We start from the raw sequence: 17,504 nt of genomic DNA, 5'->3' as shown, positions 1-17,504 counted from the left end.
CTTGAGAAAGGCATTCTCAAGCAAAGTATTGTTGTTGAAAAGGAGTATTAGCTAGTCGGAAATGACCAAGAAGGAGATTAGAAAATTTTTGCTGCACGGCACCAGGACCGGAAAGCTGGCGACGGTGAGAAAGGACGGCCGCCCGCACGTAGTTCCAATCTGGTTTGACCTGGATGGAGAAGCAATTGTATTTACTACCGGCGGCGAGTCGGTTAAGGCAAGGAACATGAAGCGCGACCCGCGCGTCTGTATCTGCGTCGACGACGAGACACCGCCCTTTTCCTTTGTTCAAGTTGAAGGGGTAGCCTCATTTAGCGAGGATCTCAAAGAGATGCTTCACTGGGCGACTAGAATAGGAGGCAGATACATGGGTGCAGACCAGGCTGAAGCCTTTGGTAAACGGAATGCCGTTCCCGGCGAACTGCTCGTACGGGTTTCTCCGACTAAGATTATTGGCTGGAAGGATGTTGCCGCCTGGTAGTGACTTCGAATAACCGAACAATACAAGTGGAGACGGAGACTAGATTTTTCTTGTCAACTTAATGGCTAAAATTAAGGGCGTATTACTTTACATTTCACTCTTTTACCTCACTGTTTATATACCTCTGGGATTGATGGTCTACTTTCCCCAGTGGTATGAACTGAATTGTAACTGGCACAACCGTTGTGAAATACTGGGCTACGATAGGTCTTTGAAGGCAATTGATGAGCTAACCGATTTTTTCTGGCACCGGGGTAAGCTGGCAACCCGCTGGACACTTAAAGAAAAACTTCATCTGGCCGAGGTGCGGGGCATGTTCGACAAGATGTTTTTTGGTGTGCTCGTTTCAGTTGCCCTTCTATTCTGGACATTCGACCGTAAGCGTGTGCCGCGTTATGCATTTGCCAACGGGGTGATTATCCTATCACTCATATTAATCTTGCCCTTTTTTACGCGTTTCTGGGTAGAGATATTCCATCCATTACTTTTTGATAACGATCTCTGGAAAAATAATCCGTTAGACGTCTCTTGGTACATCATGCCCCGTCAGTTTTTCAAATTCTCTACAGTGTTTCTTATCACCGTGTGTTTTTTGATTAACGTAACGCTGTGGTTTGTCTTCCGTGAGAGGAGAAGTAATTAATAATTGGGGCGAAGGAAATCAAGGCTGAGCTTTATGTCTTTCGTCATTCCTACGTAAGTGGGAATCCAGTTTTTCAGAGAATGGATCCCGGATAAAAGAATTCGGAGACGACAAACATAATGGTACCCTATTGATCCCCCGGTTTAACCGGTAGTAGGGCAAGACAAAACGTAGGAACGCATGTATGCGTTCCCTACAAAAATTCTCATCGGAGCGAAGTAAAACGTAAGTGTAATCACTGTTGCTTTTTGTCTAAAGGAGGCAAGACCCAAGCCGCTTTACTTGAAAACGGCGACATATTCGTACATCAACCAGAAGTGAGAGAAACTTCCAAGCATGGTAAAAATATGGAATATCTCGTGGGAGCCTAAAAAGTTGGGCCATGGATTGGGTTTTTCTTTTAAATAAATCAGTGCCCCAACCGTATAAAAAACTCCGCCCGAAAATAACCATACCAGAGCCCAGGGCTGAAGGGCTTTGCTTATGGGGTAAATAGCAGCCAAAGCGACCCAACCCATCAGTATGTAAAGCAAAGTGGAAACCCATTTAGGAAGATGGAACCAGAACAATTTGAGCAAAATGCCCAGCAGGGCCAGCGACCATATGGTTATGAGCAGACCCCATCCCCACGCCCCCTTTAGCGCAATTAGGCATACCGGTGTGTAGGTGGCGGCGATAAAAATATAAATCATTTTATGGTCGATTTTTTGAAGCCTTTTTATCCCCTTTTCGGATAGGGGCAGCAGGTGGTAGATGGTACTCGAGATATACACTAAAATCATACCCACCCCGAAAATCGAGAAGGTTATGATATGTAACGGCTTGACCGGGTCAATCGATTTGGATATTAGTAGAACCAGGCCCACTGCGGATAGAATTGCCGCAATGAGATGGGTCACTCCGCTTACCGGTTCGCTTATAGTTCTAGTCATCGGCCATCGCTCCAGAAAGATAAGAGCCTAAAAACTCAAACATGGTTACGCTATGATTGAAAGCCAATCCGTTTAGATTCCTTGACGTTTGTTCGGAGTGACTTGATGAATTACTCCTCGGAAACCATCCTTCGATCGGACTCAGGATGAGCGGATACTCATCCGCTGAAAAAGCTTTATAAAATGAAGAATACCCGTTCATTCTGAGCTAAGTCGAAGAATGAACTCCTCTTCTCACACGGAGTTTATTCCTTCGCCTCAATTTATCCGATCACATTCGATACACTCAGTGTAAAGTCCGCCGAAAAACTCAGGACATGGATTGGAATAACACCTTTTGTCCAATTGCTTCAATATAGAGTCTACCCCTTCGGCAAGCTCGGGCAGGCTCTGAGTAAAATCGAAAGACTCCTCGCAATGAAATATCATCACGTTCGGCACCTGGGAATTGGACACTAATAGTAATCCGTAAATTACTCTTGTCCAGTGTCTTTAGAGAAGAAATATAGTGTGTTTCAAGTGGGGCTTGGCCATGTATTGATTATACTCATAAAATCGTCTACAATTGAACCCTAATTATCAAGGTTTTCCGACTATACTGTAAATAGAAGGAAAAGTGAGGACGGAGGAAAAATGAAGTTATTACTGATTAACCCTAGATTCCCTGAAAGCTTCTGGAGTTTTAAATGGGCCGTTGATACGGTTATGCCCGGCGATATAAGGACGATAAACCCACCTTTGGGCTTGGCTACATTAGCCGCACTTAGCCCTGAGGATTGGGAAGTTGAGATCGTCGACGAAAACATAGAATCTATTCCCCTCCATCCGGAAGCGGACATCATCGGGATTTGTGGGATGGGCGTACAGTTCAAGAGACAAAGAGAGCTTTTAACCTTCTATAAAAATCAGGGTTACTACGTCGTGGCCGGCGGAAGCTATGCCTCGCTTTGCCCGGAGTATTATGAAACACTTGCCGACACCGTGGTTGCCGGCGAGGCAGAGTATATATGGAGAGAATTCTGTAAGGATTTTGAGCGGGGTAGGCCTAAGAGACTGTACCATGAAACGGGTGAGGTTTCGCTCGAAGATTCGCCCGTGCCCCGTTTTGACCTATTAAGGCTGGACAAGTACCAGGCGGTGAGCTTGCAGTTTTCGAGGGGGTGTCCTTTCCGCTGTGAATTTTGCGACATTATCATCATGTTTGGGCGCAAACCCCGAACCAAATCTTTTGAGCAGGTGGGCAGGGAGTTAGATGAGTTGAGAAGGCTAAACATCAGAAACGTATTCTTCGTGGATGACAACTTAATCGGTAACAAACCTGTTGCCAAGAAGCTCATGGCCTATCTCCGTGATTATCAAAAAGAGCATAACTATGACTTTCTCTTCGGAACGGAGGCTTCGTTAAACATGGCCCAGGATGACGAGCTACTCAGGCTTTTCCGGGAGGCCAATTTCGGTTGGGTCTTCATAGGAATCGAGTCTCCGGATGAGGGGAGTCTGAAAGAAACCTTGAAGTTCCAGAACACCCGCCAGGATATTCTCACTTCTATTAGACATATTTATTCTTACGGCATCGAGGTTCTAGCCGGATTTATCGTAGGGTTCGATAACGATACGGTTCGCACCTTCGACCTCCAGTATAACTTCATCAACCAATCCGGAATCCAGGCGGCGATGATCGGGCTTTTGACTGCTGTTCCCAAAACCCCACTTTACGACAGATTAGAAAAAGAGGGGAGGCTCATGCCCGACGCCACCAGCTCCACCGATAATACCAAGCTTAGGACTAACGTCATACCTAAGCAAATGAGCTATGAGGAGATGGTGAACGGTTATCGTGACCTTTATTGCCGGTTGCTTAAAGACCGGACAATCGCCGACCGGATTATAAATAAAACCCGTTATCTCAAAGACCCGATTTACCGGAATGTTTATCCTTTCCGTACTCAGTTAAAGTCCTTGGCTAAGTTCATATTCAGGGGAGTAATTCCCGGAGGTCCTAAGCGTATTTATCACTTCCTCCGTTCTATACCCTATTCGAGGCCAAACCAGCTCCACGTGGTGATTCAAGATTGGGTGGTCGGCGTTGCTATGAAGGATTATGTTGACCGCCATTTTATTCAGGAGTTCGACAAGACCAATACGCTGGCCGACAAATACCGGGGACTAATCGAAGAAGCTTTTCAGCGCTATCTCCATGGAGGGGTTTTGGAGGTATCTCTTAAACAGGTGAAGAACACCGCGGCCAACCTTTCTATTTCCATCAAGGGATTCCTGGACCATGATTTCTTCAACCGAGCCGCCAACCATCTAGAGGAGGTTTTAAAAAACACTACTTCTTCCGTCACCCTCCGCATAGAAGAGTTCCACGAGCCTCATCTGGTGCATTTGAACCGCCTGCTCAATAGGCTCTCTCGTTATGGCGACAGGATTTACATCTCCGTTCATGAAAAACTGAGGGATAGAGTTAATATTGACTCCTCGGTTTTCAACCTGGTTCTGGAAGCTTAGAAGAAGTTTTCTGTTGATTCGCTGTCTCATAGTGGCTAATAACTTACCCTCGCTTTTCATTAAGAAGCTTTTTGGCTTTAAGGAACGCAGGTCATTCAGCTGTGTTCTCACATTGATAGGAGATGAGAGCTCTGTATATACAAAGTGAGAGAGTGACCGTACTAAAATAAAACGTTCATGAGGAGGATGTTGTGCGTAACAAAGCTATCCGTAACACCCTTATCTTTATCTGGTCCTTGGCCTTAATGTTCTTACAGCTAGGATGTCGCTCTGATGAAAGTATGATTAATTCAACCAAAGAGGAACAGATTGAACGAGGTAAGTATTTGGTGCTTTATGGCGGATGCAGCGATTGCCATTCCCCGAAGGTCCTAACCCCCAACGGTCCAATGCCGGATGAATCGCGTCTTTTGTCTGGCCATCCCGAGGGCTCTAAGCTTTCGGATTTTGATTTGAGCCTGGTTGAGAGCGGCAAGTGGGTCTTCTTCACCAGCGACCTGACCGCTACTGTCGGCCCCTGGGGAGCGACGTTTGCAGTAAATCTTACACCAGACGAGCAGACCGGTATCGGCCTATGGACGGAGGAAATATTCATTAACGCTATGCGCACCGGAAAGCATATGGGCGAGGGTACTCCCATTCTTCCGCCGATGCCCTGGCGGAATTTATCTCATCTGACCGATGATGACCTGAAGTCCATTTTTGCCTATCTCAGGACGTTGAAGCCGATAAAAAACGAGGTGCCCGTTGCTGTGCCGCTCTCTCAATTAAAGGTCCAGTGAACTTTGCTAGACAACTGTGAAAATCTTCGTTGCCGGGGCTACCGGCGTTCTTGGAAGAAGGCTCATATACCATTTTAGGAATCGAGGTCATTCGGTCATTGGCCTGGTGCGGAGTCAAAAGGGCCAAGAAATCGTTAATTCCTTGGGCGGCGAGAGCTGTTGGGGAGACCTTTTTGATGCCGATTCACTGGCCAACGCTGCGGATGGGTCTGACGTGGTTATTCACGCGGCCACTTCCATCCCGGTGAAGTCGAGAATATCTCCAAAAGACTTTAAGATGAACGACCTAATCCGTCGTGACGGCACGCGTGCATTGACCTACTGTGCGGCAAAGATTGGGGCAAAGCTATACATACAACAGAGCATTGTATGGGTAGCCCGACCCTCGGACGGTTCATTCTTCGACGAAGATTCACCAGCTAATCCTAGCCCGCTCATCCAATCCGCACTCGATGGTGAGAAAATTGCTCGCGAAGCGGGAGAACATTTTGATTTTACCGTGTCGGTGCTCCGGTGCGGGTGGTTTTACGGTGCAGATGCGGCTCACACCAGGGTACTTGGAGACGGGCTTCTTAAGCGGCGATTCCCAATCATCGGCAGCGGCGAAGCAATCCTATCCTGTCTTCATCTTGATGATGCGGCCAGTGCTTTTGTGAAGGCCTCAGAGACAAATCAAACCGGGATATGGCATGTAGTTGACGAGCAGCCCGTAACCGTGGCTGAACTTCTTACCTACTTTGCTGAACTGCTCGGTGCTCCTACTCCGCGTCGGGTTCCGGTTTGGCTTGCGCGTCTACTTGCCGGCCGTCATGCAGTTGATTTTTTTACGTCCTCGACCCGAACCTCAAACGCTCGATTTTGTCGCGAATTCGGATGGACACCGCGCTATCCGAGTTATAGGGAAGGATTGGGCCAGGTTGTTGAGTTATGGAAGTCGGAAGGGTTTCTTGATATGAGGGGTTAGATTGATTCCACGACTTGCACATCTTGCGCCATTCGGGTTGTGTGCGCTAAGGAAGTCGATTAGAATATTTTTTCAAAATTTAAACCAGTACTATGATAAGCTTTATATACTTTTTGTTAGCGGCGATATTTGAGATAGCGGGTTGCTACACATTATGGATGTGGCTTAGACTAAACCGAAGTGCGGTTTGGGTTTTACCAGGCATAATTAGTTTGATCCTTTTTGCCTTTATGCTAACGAGAGTGGAAGCTGCATTTGCCGGAAGAGCCTACGCGGCCTATGGAGGTGTCTATATAGTTGCATCTCTGGTTTGGCTGAATGCGGTGGAGCAGACTAGACCCCAAGCTTCCGACTTACTCGGAGCACTTGTATGCATCATCGGTGCGGTAGTAATTCTGCTCGGCCCGCGTTTACATGGTTTCTAGAAGTTGATTTCAAGAACACTTGATAAAACTATTTGTCCCCGACGAAGAAGTAATTACGTTAGATTCTGAGTGATGATATGAGATTAGATTTGAAAAGATATTTCGCCGAGTTTATCGGGACCTTCGGCCTGGTATTTGCCGGGACGGGCGCAATTATCATAAACGAGGTAAGCGGGGGCGCCATATCTCACGCCGGTATAGCAGCTACCTTCGGGCTGGTAGTGATGGCTATGATATATGCTATAGGGGATATCTCCGGCGCTCATATAAATCCCGCTGTGACCTTCGGATTTTGGGTTTCCGGCCGCCTTCCGATGCGGGAAGTAATGCCGTACATTACCAGCCAAGTCGGAGGGGCTGTACTGGCGAGCCTATTTCTTCGGCTGCTCTTCCCGGAGCATCAGGGTTTAGGTGCGACCATGCCTGCCGGGTCATCTGCTCAAACTTTCATCCTGGAGATTATCTTAACCTTCTTTCTCATGTTCGTAGTAATAAACGTTTCTACCGGGGCAAAAGAGAAGGGATTAATGGCTGGTGTAGCAATAGGGGCGGTGGTGGCGCTCGAAGCGATGTTTGCCGGGCCGATTACCGGAGCTTCGATGAATCCCGCTCGCTCGATAGCACCGGCTTTGTTGACGCTCAACCTGGGCGAAGTATGGATATATATTTTAGCCCCAGTTGTTGGCGCCTATCTGGGGATTTTAGGTTGCAGATGTGTGCAGGAGAAGGGATGTTGTAATGGAGTGGAGGAGCAATGCCGATGAAGCGTGTCTTATTTGTATGTGTAGAGAATTCATGCCGAAGTCAAATCGCTGAGGCCTTTTCCAAAATTCACGGTGAAGGAGTGGTAGAGGCTTATAGTGCCGGTTCTCGCCCTTCCGGGAAGGTTAATCCTAGAGCGATAGAATTCATGCGTGAGCTTGGCTATGACCTTACCGGTCATGCGTCTAAATCCCTTAACGATATCCCGGACATAGAATACGATATGGCAGTGACGATGGGCTGCGGAGACGAATGCCCGTTTGTCCGGGCAAAGGAGCGAGAGGATTGGGACATACCCGACCCAAAGGAATTGCCGCCGGAAGAGTTTCGAAAGGTTCGTGATTTGATAGAGGCGAAGGTGAAAGGGCTCATAACCAAGTTGGAAAAGGACTAAAAATATCCATTCGAAAGTTTAATTTGTTTGGGGTTGGAGACTAGTGCTCTGTAAAGTAAATTACAGTTGAGTTACCGTTCATGGTTCGACGGGCTCACCATGAACGGCTAGCCTTTAATTCCGTTCACCCTGAGCATAGTCGAAGGGTGTACTTATAGAGGTAAGCGCAATCAAATTTAAGTTATGGAGTGCCGGGTTTTATTTTTATAGCTTTATTTAGATCATAATTCGTCTAAAAGCTATGACCTCTACAGAAAAGATTTGGAAAGAATATCACGATAATCTTAGGCGTTTTATTCAAGCGCGTGTTTCCGATAAATCAGTAGCGGATGACATTCTCCAGGAGGTGTTCGTGAAGATCCATTCCGGACTCAACACTCTTAAAGATGGCACCCGCTTGCAAAGCTGGCTATACCAGATAGCCCGAAACACCATTGTCGACTACTACCGCAGTCTAAGACCGACAGAGGAGCTTCCCGAGAATGTCTATATTTCTGAGACTGAGGATGGCAAAGTGCTTTCAGAACTGGCTGACTGTATGCGTCCGATGATTGATGAGCTTCCACAGTCTTACCGTCAAGCTATTATCTTGTCTGAAATCGAAGGATTGACCCAAAAGCAGATTTCTGAGAAGTTGGGATTGTCCTTGCCCGGAGCCAAATCCAGGGTACAGAGAGGAAAATTAAAACTAAAAGAAATGTTGCTCGATTGTTGCCATTTCGAATTTGATCGTCGCGGGGGAGTTGTCGAATTTAATCCGAAAAGAGGCCGTTGCAATAAATGTTAAAAAATCCTCTCCAATCTTTGCATCCTTTTTGATACTGCTCCGTCTATATAGTTGTGGTTGATCCATAAGGATAAGACTCAATAAAATTAGGAGGCATAGAATGAGTAAGCTTGAACACGACGAAATTCGCCGGGAGGTTCGTAAGCAGTACGGCAAGGTTGCAGTATCCGAAGTTTCTGGTTGCGAGTGCAATAAAACCTGGTGTTGTGATGCGGGAGCCAATGCTGACTTGGAAGATTATTCGGCCGTCCTTGGTTATTCGAAGGAAGACATCGCTCTGGTCCCGGAGGGGGCCAATATGGGTTTGGGCTGCGGCAATCCCCAGGCTATTGCCTCGCTGAGAAAGGGCGAGACGGTTTTAGACCTGGGAAGCGGAGGAGGCTTTGACTGCTTCCTGGCTGCTCGACAGGTCGGTGATTCGGGGCTTGTTATCGGGGTGGACATGACCCCGGAGATGGTCAGCAAGGCCAGGCAGAACGCAGCCAAGGGAGGTTTTGAGAACGTGGAATTCCGGCTTGGTGAGATTGAAAACCTACCGGTGGCCGATAATTCCGTCGATGTAATTATATCAAACTGCGTGATAAATCTCTCTCCGGACAAGCAAAGGGTTTTTAACGAAGCGTTTCGGGTTCTCAAGTCCGGAGGGCGTTTGGCTGTATCGGACATAGTGGCCACTGCTTCTCTACCTGAAGAGGTCAAAAAGGATATGGCTTTATATACCGCGTGTATGGCCGGCGCATCCTTGATTGAGGATGTAGAAAAAATGCTGAAGAACGCCGGTTTTGTTGAGATAAAAGTGAAGCCAAAAAATGAAAGTAGAGAATTTATCCAGGAATGGGCACCCGGAACGAAAGTTGAGGACTATGTGGTGTCTGCCACTATCGAGGCGGTCAAGCCTTAAGCTCAGAGCTTGTCCTGGGTATATTTCATTCACCCTGTGTAAACTCTAACGTAGGGTCCACAAGGCAAGAGGAGTTCATACTTTGACTTCTCCCCTTCGACAAAACTGGACAGGCTAGACTCGGAATAAACGTGTTTATTATCAGTTCTTACCAGCGGATATACACCCGCTCATCCAGTCTAATCGAAGGATGAATTTAAAACGTAAGGTGTTTGCCCTTCTACTGTTTCACCCTTCGTCTTCGCTCAGGATAAATTCCGTGAGGGAGCATGTGAGGAATCTTTCTTTAGATTTCTCCCAGCGAAGCGACAGTAGGGATAGTCAACGTTGACATTAGAGTGGTAACTCTGCGGTAAGTAAGATGAATTCACGAATTTAAAATACTTAACATCAAAATTGATTTAGAATGCTTTCATTGTATACTGACTTGCTAATCGTGAATGTTTTTTGCACCCCGGAATATAAATCCCCAAAATGTAAACATTAAAAATCTCCAAAAGATAGTGGAAGGCTTTAGGTTTTTAGGGGAAAGCCCATGATTATAGTTCGTCCTGAAATGGAAAAGGATCGTCCCAAGGTTCGTCTGATTAACGACCTGGCCTTCGGCCGTCCAAACGAGGCAGACCTGGTTGATACTCTCAGAAAATCAGCCAAATCATACATCTCTCTAGTAGCTATCAAAGAGAGGGAAGTTGTCGGCCATATCTTTTTCAGCCCCGTCTCGATCGAATCCGAGCACGCGGTTTTCACCGCACTTGGACTGGGGCCCGTGGCCGTTCTTCCGAGATACCAGAGGCAAGGAATCGGCTCGGAGCTGGTTCAAAAAGGACTGAGAGAATGCCGGAGAATCAACCATAACATTGTCGTGGTACTGGGGCATCCTGAATATTACCCACGATTCGGTTTCGTCCCAGCCAGCCAAAAAGGGCTTCGCTGTGAGTACGACGTTCCAGACGAAGCGTTCATGGTAGCCGAGCTGGTTCCAGGTGTATTGGCTGGGCGTCAAGGTTTGGTAAAATATCACCCGGCGTTTAAAAATGTGTAAGCTTTAAAATAAATCCTAGCATAGGGACGGGAACCAGTTAAACAAAACTTATGGAGAGAAATCGAAATATGAGAAAAGTATGTGTCTTTTGCGGTGCTAATAACGGAATACGTAGCGTCTATTCGGAAGCAGCAAAAGCCATGGGAAAAGCGCTTGTTCGCCGCGGCATTGGCCTGGTTTATGGCGGAGGCAGTGTCGGGTTGATGGGGGTAATTTCAGATACGGTGAAAAAGGAGGGCGGGGAGGTTATCGGAGTTATTCCCGAAGCGCTCGTGGCGAAGGAAGTCGCCCATCAAGGACTGGAGGACCTTCGTGTCGTCGGCTCCATGCACGAACGCAAGGCTCTTATGGCTGAGCTTTCCGACGCATTCATAGCCCTTCCCGGCGGCTACGGAACGCTGGAAGAATATTGCGAAGTGTTGACCTGGGCACAGCTCGGTTTTCATCAGAAGCCCTGCGGCATACTGAATGTTGAAGGATTCTATGACCCCCTGCTATCCCTTTTTGACCATTCAGTTAAGGAGGGCTTTGTCCGTCCGATCTATCGTTCTCTGGTGCTGGTGGAGAAGGAGCCGGATCGCTTGCTGGAGATGCTCGATAGCTATCAACCGCCTATCCTGGACAAATGGATTGAACGGGATGAAACATGAGGATATGCCAGGGGCACGTGCATCCATTGCTCGAGTCGGCTTTGCAATTGGCTAAGCCGCTCTGGCTTCAAATATGTAACTGGAGTCAAACTGGTATGAGCATTAATGTAATCGACAACTTTGTTCGGATGTCTGATTAAATGCGACCTTGTACAACCACCCCTAATCCCCTCCTTGGTAAGGACGGGACAAAGGGGAGGTTAAAATTGTCTGGAAGGAATTACGGCTTATTTTGGTGCTTAACTCGAGAATTCTCTGTGGCTTGCCACAGTGTGTTTCTTATTCATACTCCCATCAAGGGAGGGGAAATTTTCGGATACCCTGCGGCTTGGAAGGTGGTCCATTCCTGGCGGATTTGTGAGGTTCTTTCGTGAACCGGGATTTACTGCAGAATCACCAAACGCGTTGGTTCCTTCGGTTGTCTAGGAGCTGATTCGAGAGGTTATCATCAAACCGGGGAATTATAGAATGGAGTTTTCTAAGACAGAAGAGCAATAAAGATTTCAGACGAGGTAATAGGTTATCGGAAGCGATTCGGGTGGTTCACTTAAGCGCAGTCTATCATTACCGCTAATAACTTTTTATGGACTGGGCACCATCCTCGGCGCGGGAATCTACGTGCTGATAGGAAAGGTTGCCGGGATATCCGGAATATATGCGCCGGTAGCCTTCCTAGTGGCGGCGATCATAGCATTCTTCACCGCTTTCTCTTATGCGGAGCTGTCTTCCCGATACCCACTTAGCGCGGGCGAGGCTTTATACGTGGAGAAGGCATTCTCCCGGCGCTGGTTGTCCGCAGCGGTGGGATGGTCCGTCGTGCTAACCGGCATAGTTTCGGCAGGCACTATGGTTAACGGTTTTGTGGGCTACCTGAATATTTTCATAGAATTGCCGGCATGGTTGACTATTACGGTTCTGGTAATTGGTCTCGGCGTGCTTTCGGCCTGGGGCATCAGTGAATCGGTGGGGACTGCCGCGGTGGTGACATTGGTGGAGGTCTTCGGCTTAATCCTGGTGCTGTTCATGGCTGGAGATAGCCTAAAGGAGTTTCCAAATCGCTGGCGGGAAATGGTGCCTCCGCTATCGGGGGGCGTGTGGCTTGGGATCACGCTCGGTGCATTCCTGGCGTTTTATGCATTCATCGGCTTTGAGGACATGGTCAACGTGGCGGAAGAGGTTCAAAACCCCAGCCGTAATCTACCCCTCTCCATCTTTCTCGCCCTGGGAATAGCTACCTTGCTTTATATGCTGGTTGCTTTGGTTTCCGTTCTTTCCCTTCCACTGGATTTGTTGTCGGCAAGTGATGCGCCCCTGGCCACTGTTATTGAACATAAGGGTGGTTACTCCCCTATCAGCATCGGCTTAATCAGCCTGGTAGCGGTGGTCAACGGAGCGTTGGTACAGATAATAATGGCCTCACGGGTAGTGTACGGCATGAGCTGCCAGGATATGGCGCCCGGTCTCTTTAGTAAAGTGAATAAACGAACGCAAACTCCGATAAGGGCTACTTTATTTATTACACTTATCTTGCTTGTTCTGGCGCTGTGGCTTCCATTAGTCACGCTGGCGAAAGCTACAAGCTTCATCATCCTGCTGGTTTTTGCCCTGGTGAATCTTTCTCTTTGTCTCATAAAGTTAAAACATGAAATAAACCCAAATAGTTTTGTGAACTATCCTATATTCATACCCATTCTCGGGTTTATACTATGCCTCGGGCTTTTGGTCTTGCAGGTACTATCGGGCTACGGGAGATAGTATTGCTTAGCCTATCTGACTAGGTATTTGTAACCGGTCATTCCCGCGGAACCTGTCCTCGCGTACGCGGGGAGCGGGAATCTACCGATCTGTCATTCCCGTGGAAACGGGAATCAAGTTTTTTAATTATAGATCCCCGATTAAGCTTGTCCCCGCATGTTATCCGATTAATACTTTCGGATACAAGCTTTAGCGGGGAACATTCGGGGATGACATTGAAGGAATTTCCATTTATCCGTACAGCTCCAACGGAAGTTGTCTTAAAAATTGAACCTTATTTTTTGCGCACGTCTCATTCCGTTAAGGTAAAATGTTCCAGGTATAGGCGCTGACAATAAGTGCTTTATCATAACCGGTTAAAAATTCGTATCTGTAAGGGCAATTGAGATATCTATGAATATTTCCCGGCATGACCTTAAGCAACTCCGATACGCTAAGAGTCTTCTAGAAAACCCAAGTCTCGCCGCGAAGATCACCAACTATATCGGAATGCCTATCGAGAAGGCCTTTCGTATGTTACCCCCTAGGTGGTCTGATACGGTAAACCAGGTTACAAGGATTTCACTGCAGAAGGCCCTGGATTTTGCCGTCAAGACCATCGACGATGGAGCAAGCCCCAAATACTCGAACAGGATTCACAAGATGATTGTTGCCGTTACCGGTGCGGCCGGCGGGGCTTTTGGCCTTGCGTCATTAGCAGTCGAGCTTCCCATATCGACGACGGTAATGCTCCGCTCTATTGCCGATGTGGCGCGGAGCGAAGGGGAACAAATAAAATTGCCCGAGGTAAAACTGGCCTGCCTGGAGGTATTTGCATTGGGAGGCCGTTCTAAGAAAGACGATGCAACCGAAACCGGCTATCTGGCAGTAAGAGCGGCATTGAGCCGCGCCGTTTCCGATGCTGTAGAGCATATTTCACGGCACGGCCTTGTACACCAGGGCTCGTCGGCAATCGTCCGGTTCATAGCGGAGGTGGCTAGCCGTTTCGGAATTAACGTCTCCGAGAAAGTGGCCGCCCAAGCTGTTCCTGTCCTTGGGGCAGCAGGCGGGGCCTTGATCAACACCATCTTCATAGACCACTTCCAGGATATCGCCCGCGGGCACTTTATCGTCCGAAGGCTCGAACGCAAGTACGGCGCTGAGTTGGTGAAGGAAGAGTATCTTAGGTTGTAAAATTTATTCGGTTTGATATGAAAGAACCTTCATTGTACATTGACCACCGATTTAGGGTATTCGAAGGTTCTCTATAGCAAATATAGGTTTAATCAAGTGTGTACACAGAGTCAGGATTTCTTTCTGGCTATTCTCTGGATTAACTACAATGCCTCAGAGTGAACTAAAACTGATAAAGAAATGTGCAGAATTTGTTGAACAAGAAAAGATTGAATCTCTTCCTCGTGGTCTAAGAGGAATTTACGTTCTTTATAAGCACCATAGCAAGAAGGGAAAAGACAAGTATGATGTCCTTTACATTGGAATGGCAAGGGCGGGAAGGCGAGGAGGAATTCGTGGAAGGCTTAAATCTCATCGCAGAAGAAAGGGCAATTCTTGGTCACATTTCTCGGCTTTCGAAGTTTGGGACAATATCCGTGATGAAGAGGTCACAGAGCTAGAGGGCCTTTTTCGCCATATTTATAGACGTGATACCAAGGCTAACAGCCTAAATGTCCAAAAAGCTTTCAAAAAACTTAAGAGAGTGCGAGTGAAAAATTTAGGCAAATGGAAGTAGATAAAATCTGATACTTCACATTTCTTCTTTCCAGTCTACTCCTGTTGAACTTGTCCTAATCAGCCGTCTTCTGAGATAGGAAGTAGCTTTTTAAGTTGTAAAAATGTAAGTTCCTTTGATGAATGCTACACCATCTACAAATCGTATCCAGCTCAAAAAAGACATAACCGCCCTAGGTTTTTTCTCCATAGCGTTCGGCACTATGATTGGGGTGTATCAAAGCTGGGTAGCACACCAGTCTTGCTGGTGTGGGGCATTTATTAATTAAAAGAGTAGAGACACAAATTTTGTGTCTCTACCTAAAGTTAATGTGATTTTATCCATCATTCGAACTCATATTTGTTCAAAATAAGAAATTGCTTCGCTATCGCTCGCGATAACACATCACAGTAACATCTCTTCACCCTGAGCGGAGACGAAGGGTGAATGTCGAAGGGCTATGGTTCGACTGAGTTTATTCCTTCCCCGATTAGATCGGGGACCAGATCAGGACAGGCTTTGAGCGCAGTCGAAAGGCTCACCATGAAGAAGAGGATAAAGCTCACAGTAATATCCCTTCACCATGAGTCCTTTGGCTTTCTCAGGATAAACTAAGATGAAGGGTGACCGGACCGAAGGAATAAATTTCACGACCGAAGCAACCTCATTTCTACAAACCTTTATTATTAGGACTTTCAAAGATTATTTGAACGGATATGATTTGGACAGAATCTACACAAGAAACATGAATAAATACAACCTGATTTGAAATTAGCTTTTTATCTGTCTAAAGCCTTATTTTAGAAGGATGGGTTTTTTGATTTCTGATTATTTTGGACAGCGGTGTCCGGGCAATCCCTTTAAAATTTACTCCCGTAAAAATAACCAAATTAAATTCCTCCTTAATTAATCCAAATCGAATAGTCCGAACGTATATATCTTCAGGATAAAAATAAAAGGAGGTAGGCAGGGATGTGGAATAAAGCGTCTTTTCGTATATTATCATTCCTGGCTTTAGCAGTATTGCTGGGAATCGTTTTCCTAGTACCCAAAACGGAAGCGGCAAACCACCGTGAGGCGCCTATAACGGCGTTAGACCGTACAGCAGACATCACGGACTGGTTTGCTTTTCGTAGTTACGAGCCTGGCAGAGAAAATACTTTGACAATGATTTTGGGTGTGGACCCTCTGCTAGAGCCTTCTAACGGTCCTAACTATTTTCCATTCGACCCCGAGATTGCCTATAGGCTTATTGTGGACAATAACCGGGACGCCGTGGATGATATCATTTATGAATTCCGATTTTTTACGGAAATCCGCCTGCCGGGCGTATTCACCGGCTTTGTGGGAAATCTTAATTTTGGCCCGATTCCGCCCATCACCGAGCTTTTTGGTGATGGTGATGCCGGCATTAACTTACGTCAGACCTACACGGTGGCCGTCTTGAACGGAGACGGATCTGTCGCATGTGCACCAATAAGCGTGGACACAAATGAAAATCCCCTTATTGCCGTTCCATCGAACGTCGGTCCAAAAACAATGCCTAATTATGAGGACCTGGCCGGTCAGGGCATATTTACAGTGGAGCTGTGCGACGGCACCCAGATTCGGGTATTTGCCGGGACCGTTGATGACCCATTCTATATTGACCTTGGGGGGACATTTGATTCTCTTAATACACCTGTGGTTGTGCTTCAGGGACAAGATGACGCCGACGGTATAATCGTAGGCGCTGCCAGGGATGACGTATCCGGGTTCAATGTGAATATCATTGCACTTGAAGTGCCTATCGACGCTGTTACATTGGGTGAGGGTATACCCCCAGCGGACTCTCCAAACGCGGTGATTGGTACGTACGGAGCAACCTTCCGCCCGACATTTAGAACTTTTGGTCAACCAATTCCGCCAGATGCTGAGCTAGTGCAGATTCAGCGCATGGGCAACCCTTTGATTAATGAGCTGATTATAGGCACGGGCTCGAAGGACCTATTTAGCATGAGTGAACCTCAGGATGACGCTCAGTTTGCCGACTTCTTCCTCCCCCAGCCGCTTGCGGCAACCTTGCTCAATACAGAGTTTGGGGTCAATATCCCCCCAGGGCCGCGTAATGACTTGCTGCCCCTCGTGCTGTACATTCCGCCGATTTGCGCAGGCTGTAATCCGGCAGGCGAAGGCCCGATAGCCGACCTGCTTAGGCTGAACGTTGCTTTCACAACGGACCCGCTGAATAGAAGCCGACTGGGCGCGCTTGCTGGCGATTTTGGCGGACACCCTAATGGCCGCCGCGTGTTTGATGACGTGACCGACATATTTCTACGAGTGGGAGCCGGTGTACTAAACCCCGATTTCAATGTTGCCCCTAACAACCAACTCGGAGATGGTGTTAATAGAAACGATTTCCCCGTTAATGGAAACGGCGGAGGTGGCAACAGCCAAACCAGTACTGCAGTTACCAGGCAGCAAAACCTAAACGACCTGGGATATCAGGATATATTTCCATATGTGGCTTTTGCCCAAGATGGACGCGACAGCCGTCATGTGGATCGCTTCGAGCCTTTAACATTGGGCGGCGATGAGAACGGCGGTAATGGCGGGGGTTGTGCTATTGCCGATGCCGGAACAGGGAATATGAGTAACTTGGCGAGTACTTTCGGTACTTTTCTGATTCCAGTCCTTTTCGTGTTTGTAAGAAGATTTATAAACAAAAACAACAAGAATTAAATCAACGGATACAGATATGAAATTATTTAGGGGCGGTTCACGA

18 protein-coding genes are annotated in these 17,504 nt (G+C 47.2%); 17 read left to right on the top strand and 1 reads right to left on the bottom strand.

What is annotated here, in order from left to right; all coding sequences use genetic code 11:
* The first annotated feature begins 61 nt into the window (after positions 1 to 61).
* Positions 62 to 481: a PPOX class F420-dependent oxidoreductase gene (locus VNN20_03305; GenBank protein HWP91213.1), complete on the top strand. Its 420-nt coding sequence runs from the start codon at positions 62 to 64 to the stop codon at positions 479 to 481.
* A gap of 61 nt (positions 482 to 542) precedes the next feature.
* Positions 543 to 1,124 (top strand): DUF1461 domain-containing protein, encoded by a 582-nt coding sequence (locus tag VNN20_03300; protein HWP91212.1) that lies wholly within the window; start codon positions 543 to 545, stop codon positions 1,122 to 1,124.
* Positions 1,125 to 1,402: 278 nt separating this feature from the next.
* On the opposite strand, the gene VNN20_03295 is transcribed toward VNN20_03300, so the two are convergent.
* Complete coding sequence (locus tag VNN20_03295; protein HWP91211.1) at positions 1,403 to 2,056, bottom strand: hemolysin III family protein; 654 nt, start codon at positions 2,054 to 2,056, stop codon at positions 1,403 to 1,405.
* A gap of 633 nt (positions 2,057 to 2,689) precedes the next feature.
* Here VNN20_03295 and VNN20_03290 point away from each other — a divergent pair.
* The 15 genes from VNN20_03290 to VNN20_03220 all read left to right on the top strand — a co-directional run bounded on the left by VNN20_03290 (position 2,690) and on the right by VNN20_03220 (position 17,461).
* Positions 2,690 to 4,567 carry a radical SAM protein gene (locus VNN20_03290; protein ID HWP91210.1) on the top strand — a complete coding sequence of 626 codons (1,878 nt, stop codon included), beginning with the start codon at positions 2,690 to 2,692 and terminating at the stop codon, positions 4,565 to 4,567.
* 281 nt (positions 4,568 to 4,848) lie between these two features.
* Positions 4,849 to 5,349: a c-type cytochrome gene (locus tag VNN20_03285; protein ID HWP91209.1), complete on the top strand. Its 501-nt coding sequence runs from the start codon at positions 4,849 to 4,851 to the stop codon at positions 5,347 to 5,349.
* 16 nt (positions 5,350 to 5,365) lie between these two features.
* Complete coding sequence (locus tag VNN20_03280) at positions 5,366 to 6,313, top strand: NAD(P)-dependent oxidoreductase (GenBank protein HWP91208.1); 948 nt, start codon at positions 5,366 to 5,368, stop codon at positions 6,311 to 6,313.
* A 92-nt stretch (positions 6,314 to 6,405) separates the two neighbouring features.
* Entirely contained in the window at positions 6,406 to 6,738 is a 333-nt protein-coding gene (locus tag VNN20_03275) for a YnfA family protein (GenBank protein HWP91207.1), read from the top strand.
* 77 nt (positions 6,739 to 6,815) lie between these two features.
* Positions 6,816 to 7,502, top strand: coding sequence for an aquaporin (locus tag VNN20_03270; GenBank protein ID HWP91206.1), 687 nt, complete (start codon positions 6,816 to 6,818; stop codon positions 7,500 to 7,502).
* Positions 7,499 to 7,894, top strand: a complete 396-nt coding sequence (locus tag VNN20_03265; protein HWP91205.1) for an arsenate reductase ArsC — start codon at positions 7,499 to 7,501, stop codon at positions 7,892 to 7,894. The genes VNN20_03270 and VNN20_03265 overlap by 4 nt, the downstream gene beginning before the upstream one ends.
* Positions 7,895 to 8,135: 241 nt before the next feature.
* On the top strand, positions 8,136 to 8,681 hold the full coding sequence (gene sigZ / locus VNN20_03260) for an RNA polymerase sigma factor SigZ (protein ID HWP91204.1): 546 nt from the start codon (positions 8,136 to 8,138) through the stop codon (positions 8,679 to 8,681).
* Between the two features lie 100 nt (positions 8,682 to 8,781).
* Complete coding sequence (locus tag VNN20_03255; GenBank protein ID HWP91203.1) at positions 8,782 to 9,582, top strand: arsenite methyltransferase; 801 nt, start codon at positions 8,782 to 8,784, stop codon at positions 9,580 to 9,582.
* A 535-nt stretch (positions 9,583 to 10,117) separates the two neighbouring features.
* Positions 10,118 to 10,627 (top strand): N-acetyltransferase, encoded by a 510-nt coding sequence (locus VNN20_03250; protein HWP91202.1) that lies wholly within the window; start codon positions 10,118 to 10,120, stop codon positions 10,625 to 10,627.
* Positions 10,628 to 10,695: 68 nt separating this feature from the next.
* Positions 10,696 to 11,277, top strand: a complete 582-nt coding sequence (locus VNN20_03245) for a TIGR00730 family Rossman fold protein (GenBank protein ID HWP91201.1) — start codon at positions 10,696 to 10,698, stop codon at positions 11,275 to 11,277.
* Between the two features lie 522 nt (positions 11,278 to 11,799).
* Entirely contained in the window at positions 11,800 to 13,032 is a 1,233-nt protein-coding gene (locus tag VNN20_03240) for an amino acid permease (GenBank protein ID HWP91200.1), read from the top strand.
* 393 nt (positions 13,033 to 13,425) lie between these two features.
* Positions 13,426 to 14,205 carry an EcsC family protein gene (locus tag VNN20_03235; GenBank protein HWP91199.1) on the top strand — a complete coding sequence of 260 codons (780 nt, stop codon included), beginning with the start codon at positions 13,426 to 13,428 and terminating at the stop codon, positions 14,203 to 14,205.
* Between the two features lie 148 nt (positions 14,206 to 14,353).
* Positions 14,354 to 14,761, top strand: coding sequence for a GIY-YIG nuclease family protein (locus VNN20_03230; GenBank protein ID HWP91198.1), 408 nt, complete (start codon positions 14,354 to 14,356; stop codon positions 14,759 to 14,761).
* A 426-nt stretch (positions 14,762 to 15,187) separates the two neighbouring features.
* On the top strand, positions 15,188 to 15,355 hold the full coding sequence (locus tag VNN20_03225) for a hypothetical protein (GenBank protein ID HWP91197.1): 168 nt from the start codon (positions 15,188 to 15,190) through the stop codon (positions 15,353 to 15,355).
* A 357-nt stretch (positions 15,356 to 15,712) separates the two neighbouring features.
* Positions 15,713 to 17,461 (top strand): DUF4331 domain-containing protein, encoded by a 1,749-nt coding sequence (locus VNN20_03220; GenBank protein ID HWP91196.1) that lies wholly within the window; start codon positions 15,713 to 15,715, stop codon positions 17,459 to 17,461.
* Positions 17,462 to 17,504 lie beyond the last annotated feature (43 nt).

Source organism: Thermodesulfobacteriota bacterium (genome assembly GCA_035559815.1).
Taxonomy (GTDB): Bacteria; Desulfobacterota_D; UBA1144; order Nemesobacterales; family CSP1-2; genus DATMAT01.
The sequence above is the reverse complement of the archived record's forward strand: the minus strand, read 5'-3'. Positions and strand labels throughout refer to the sequence as shown.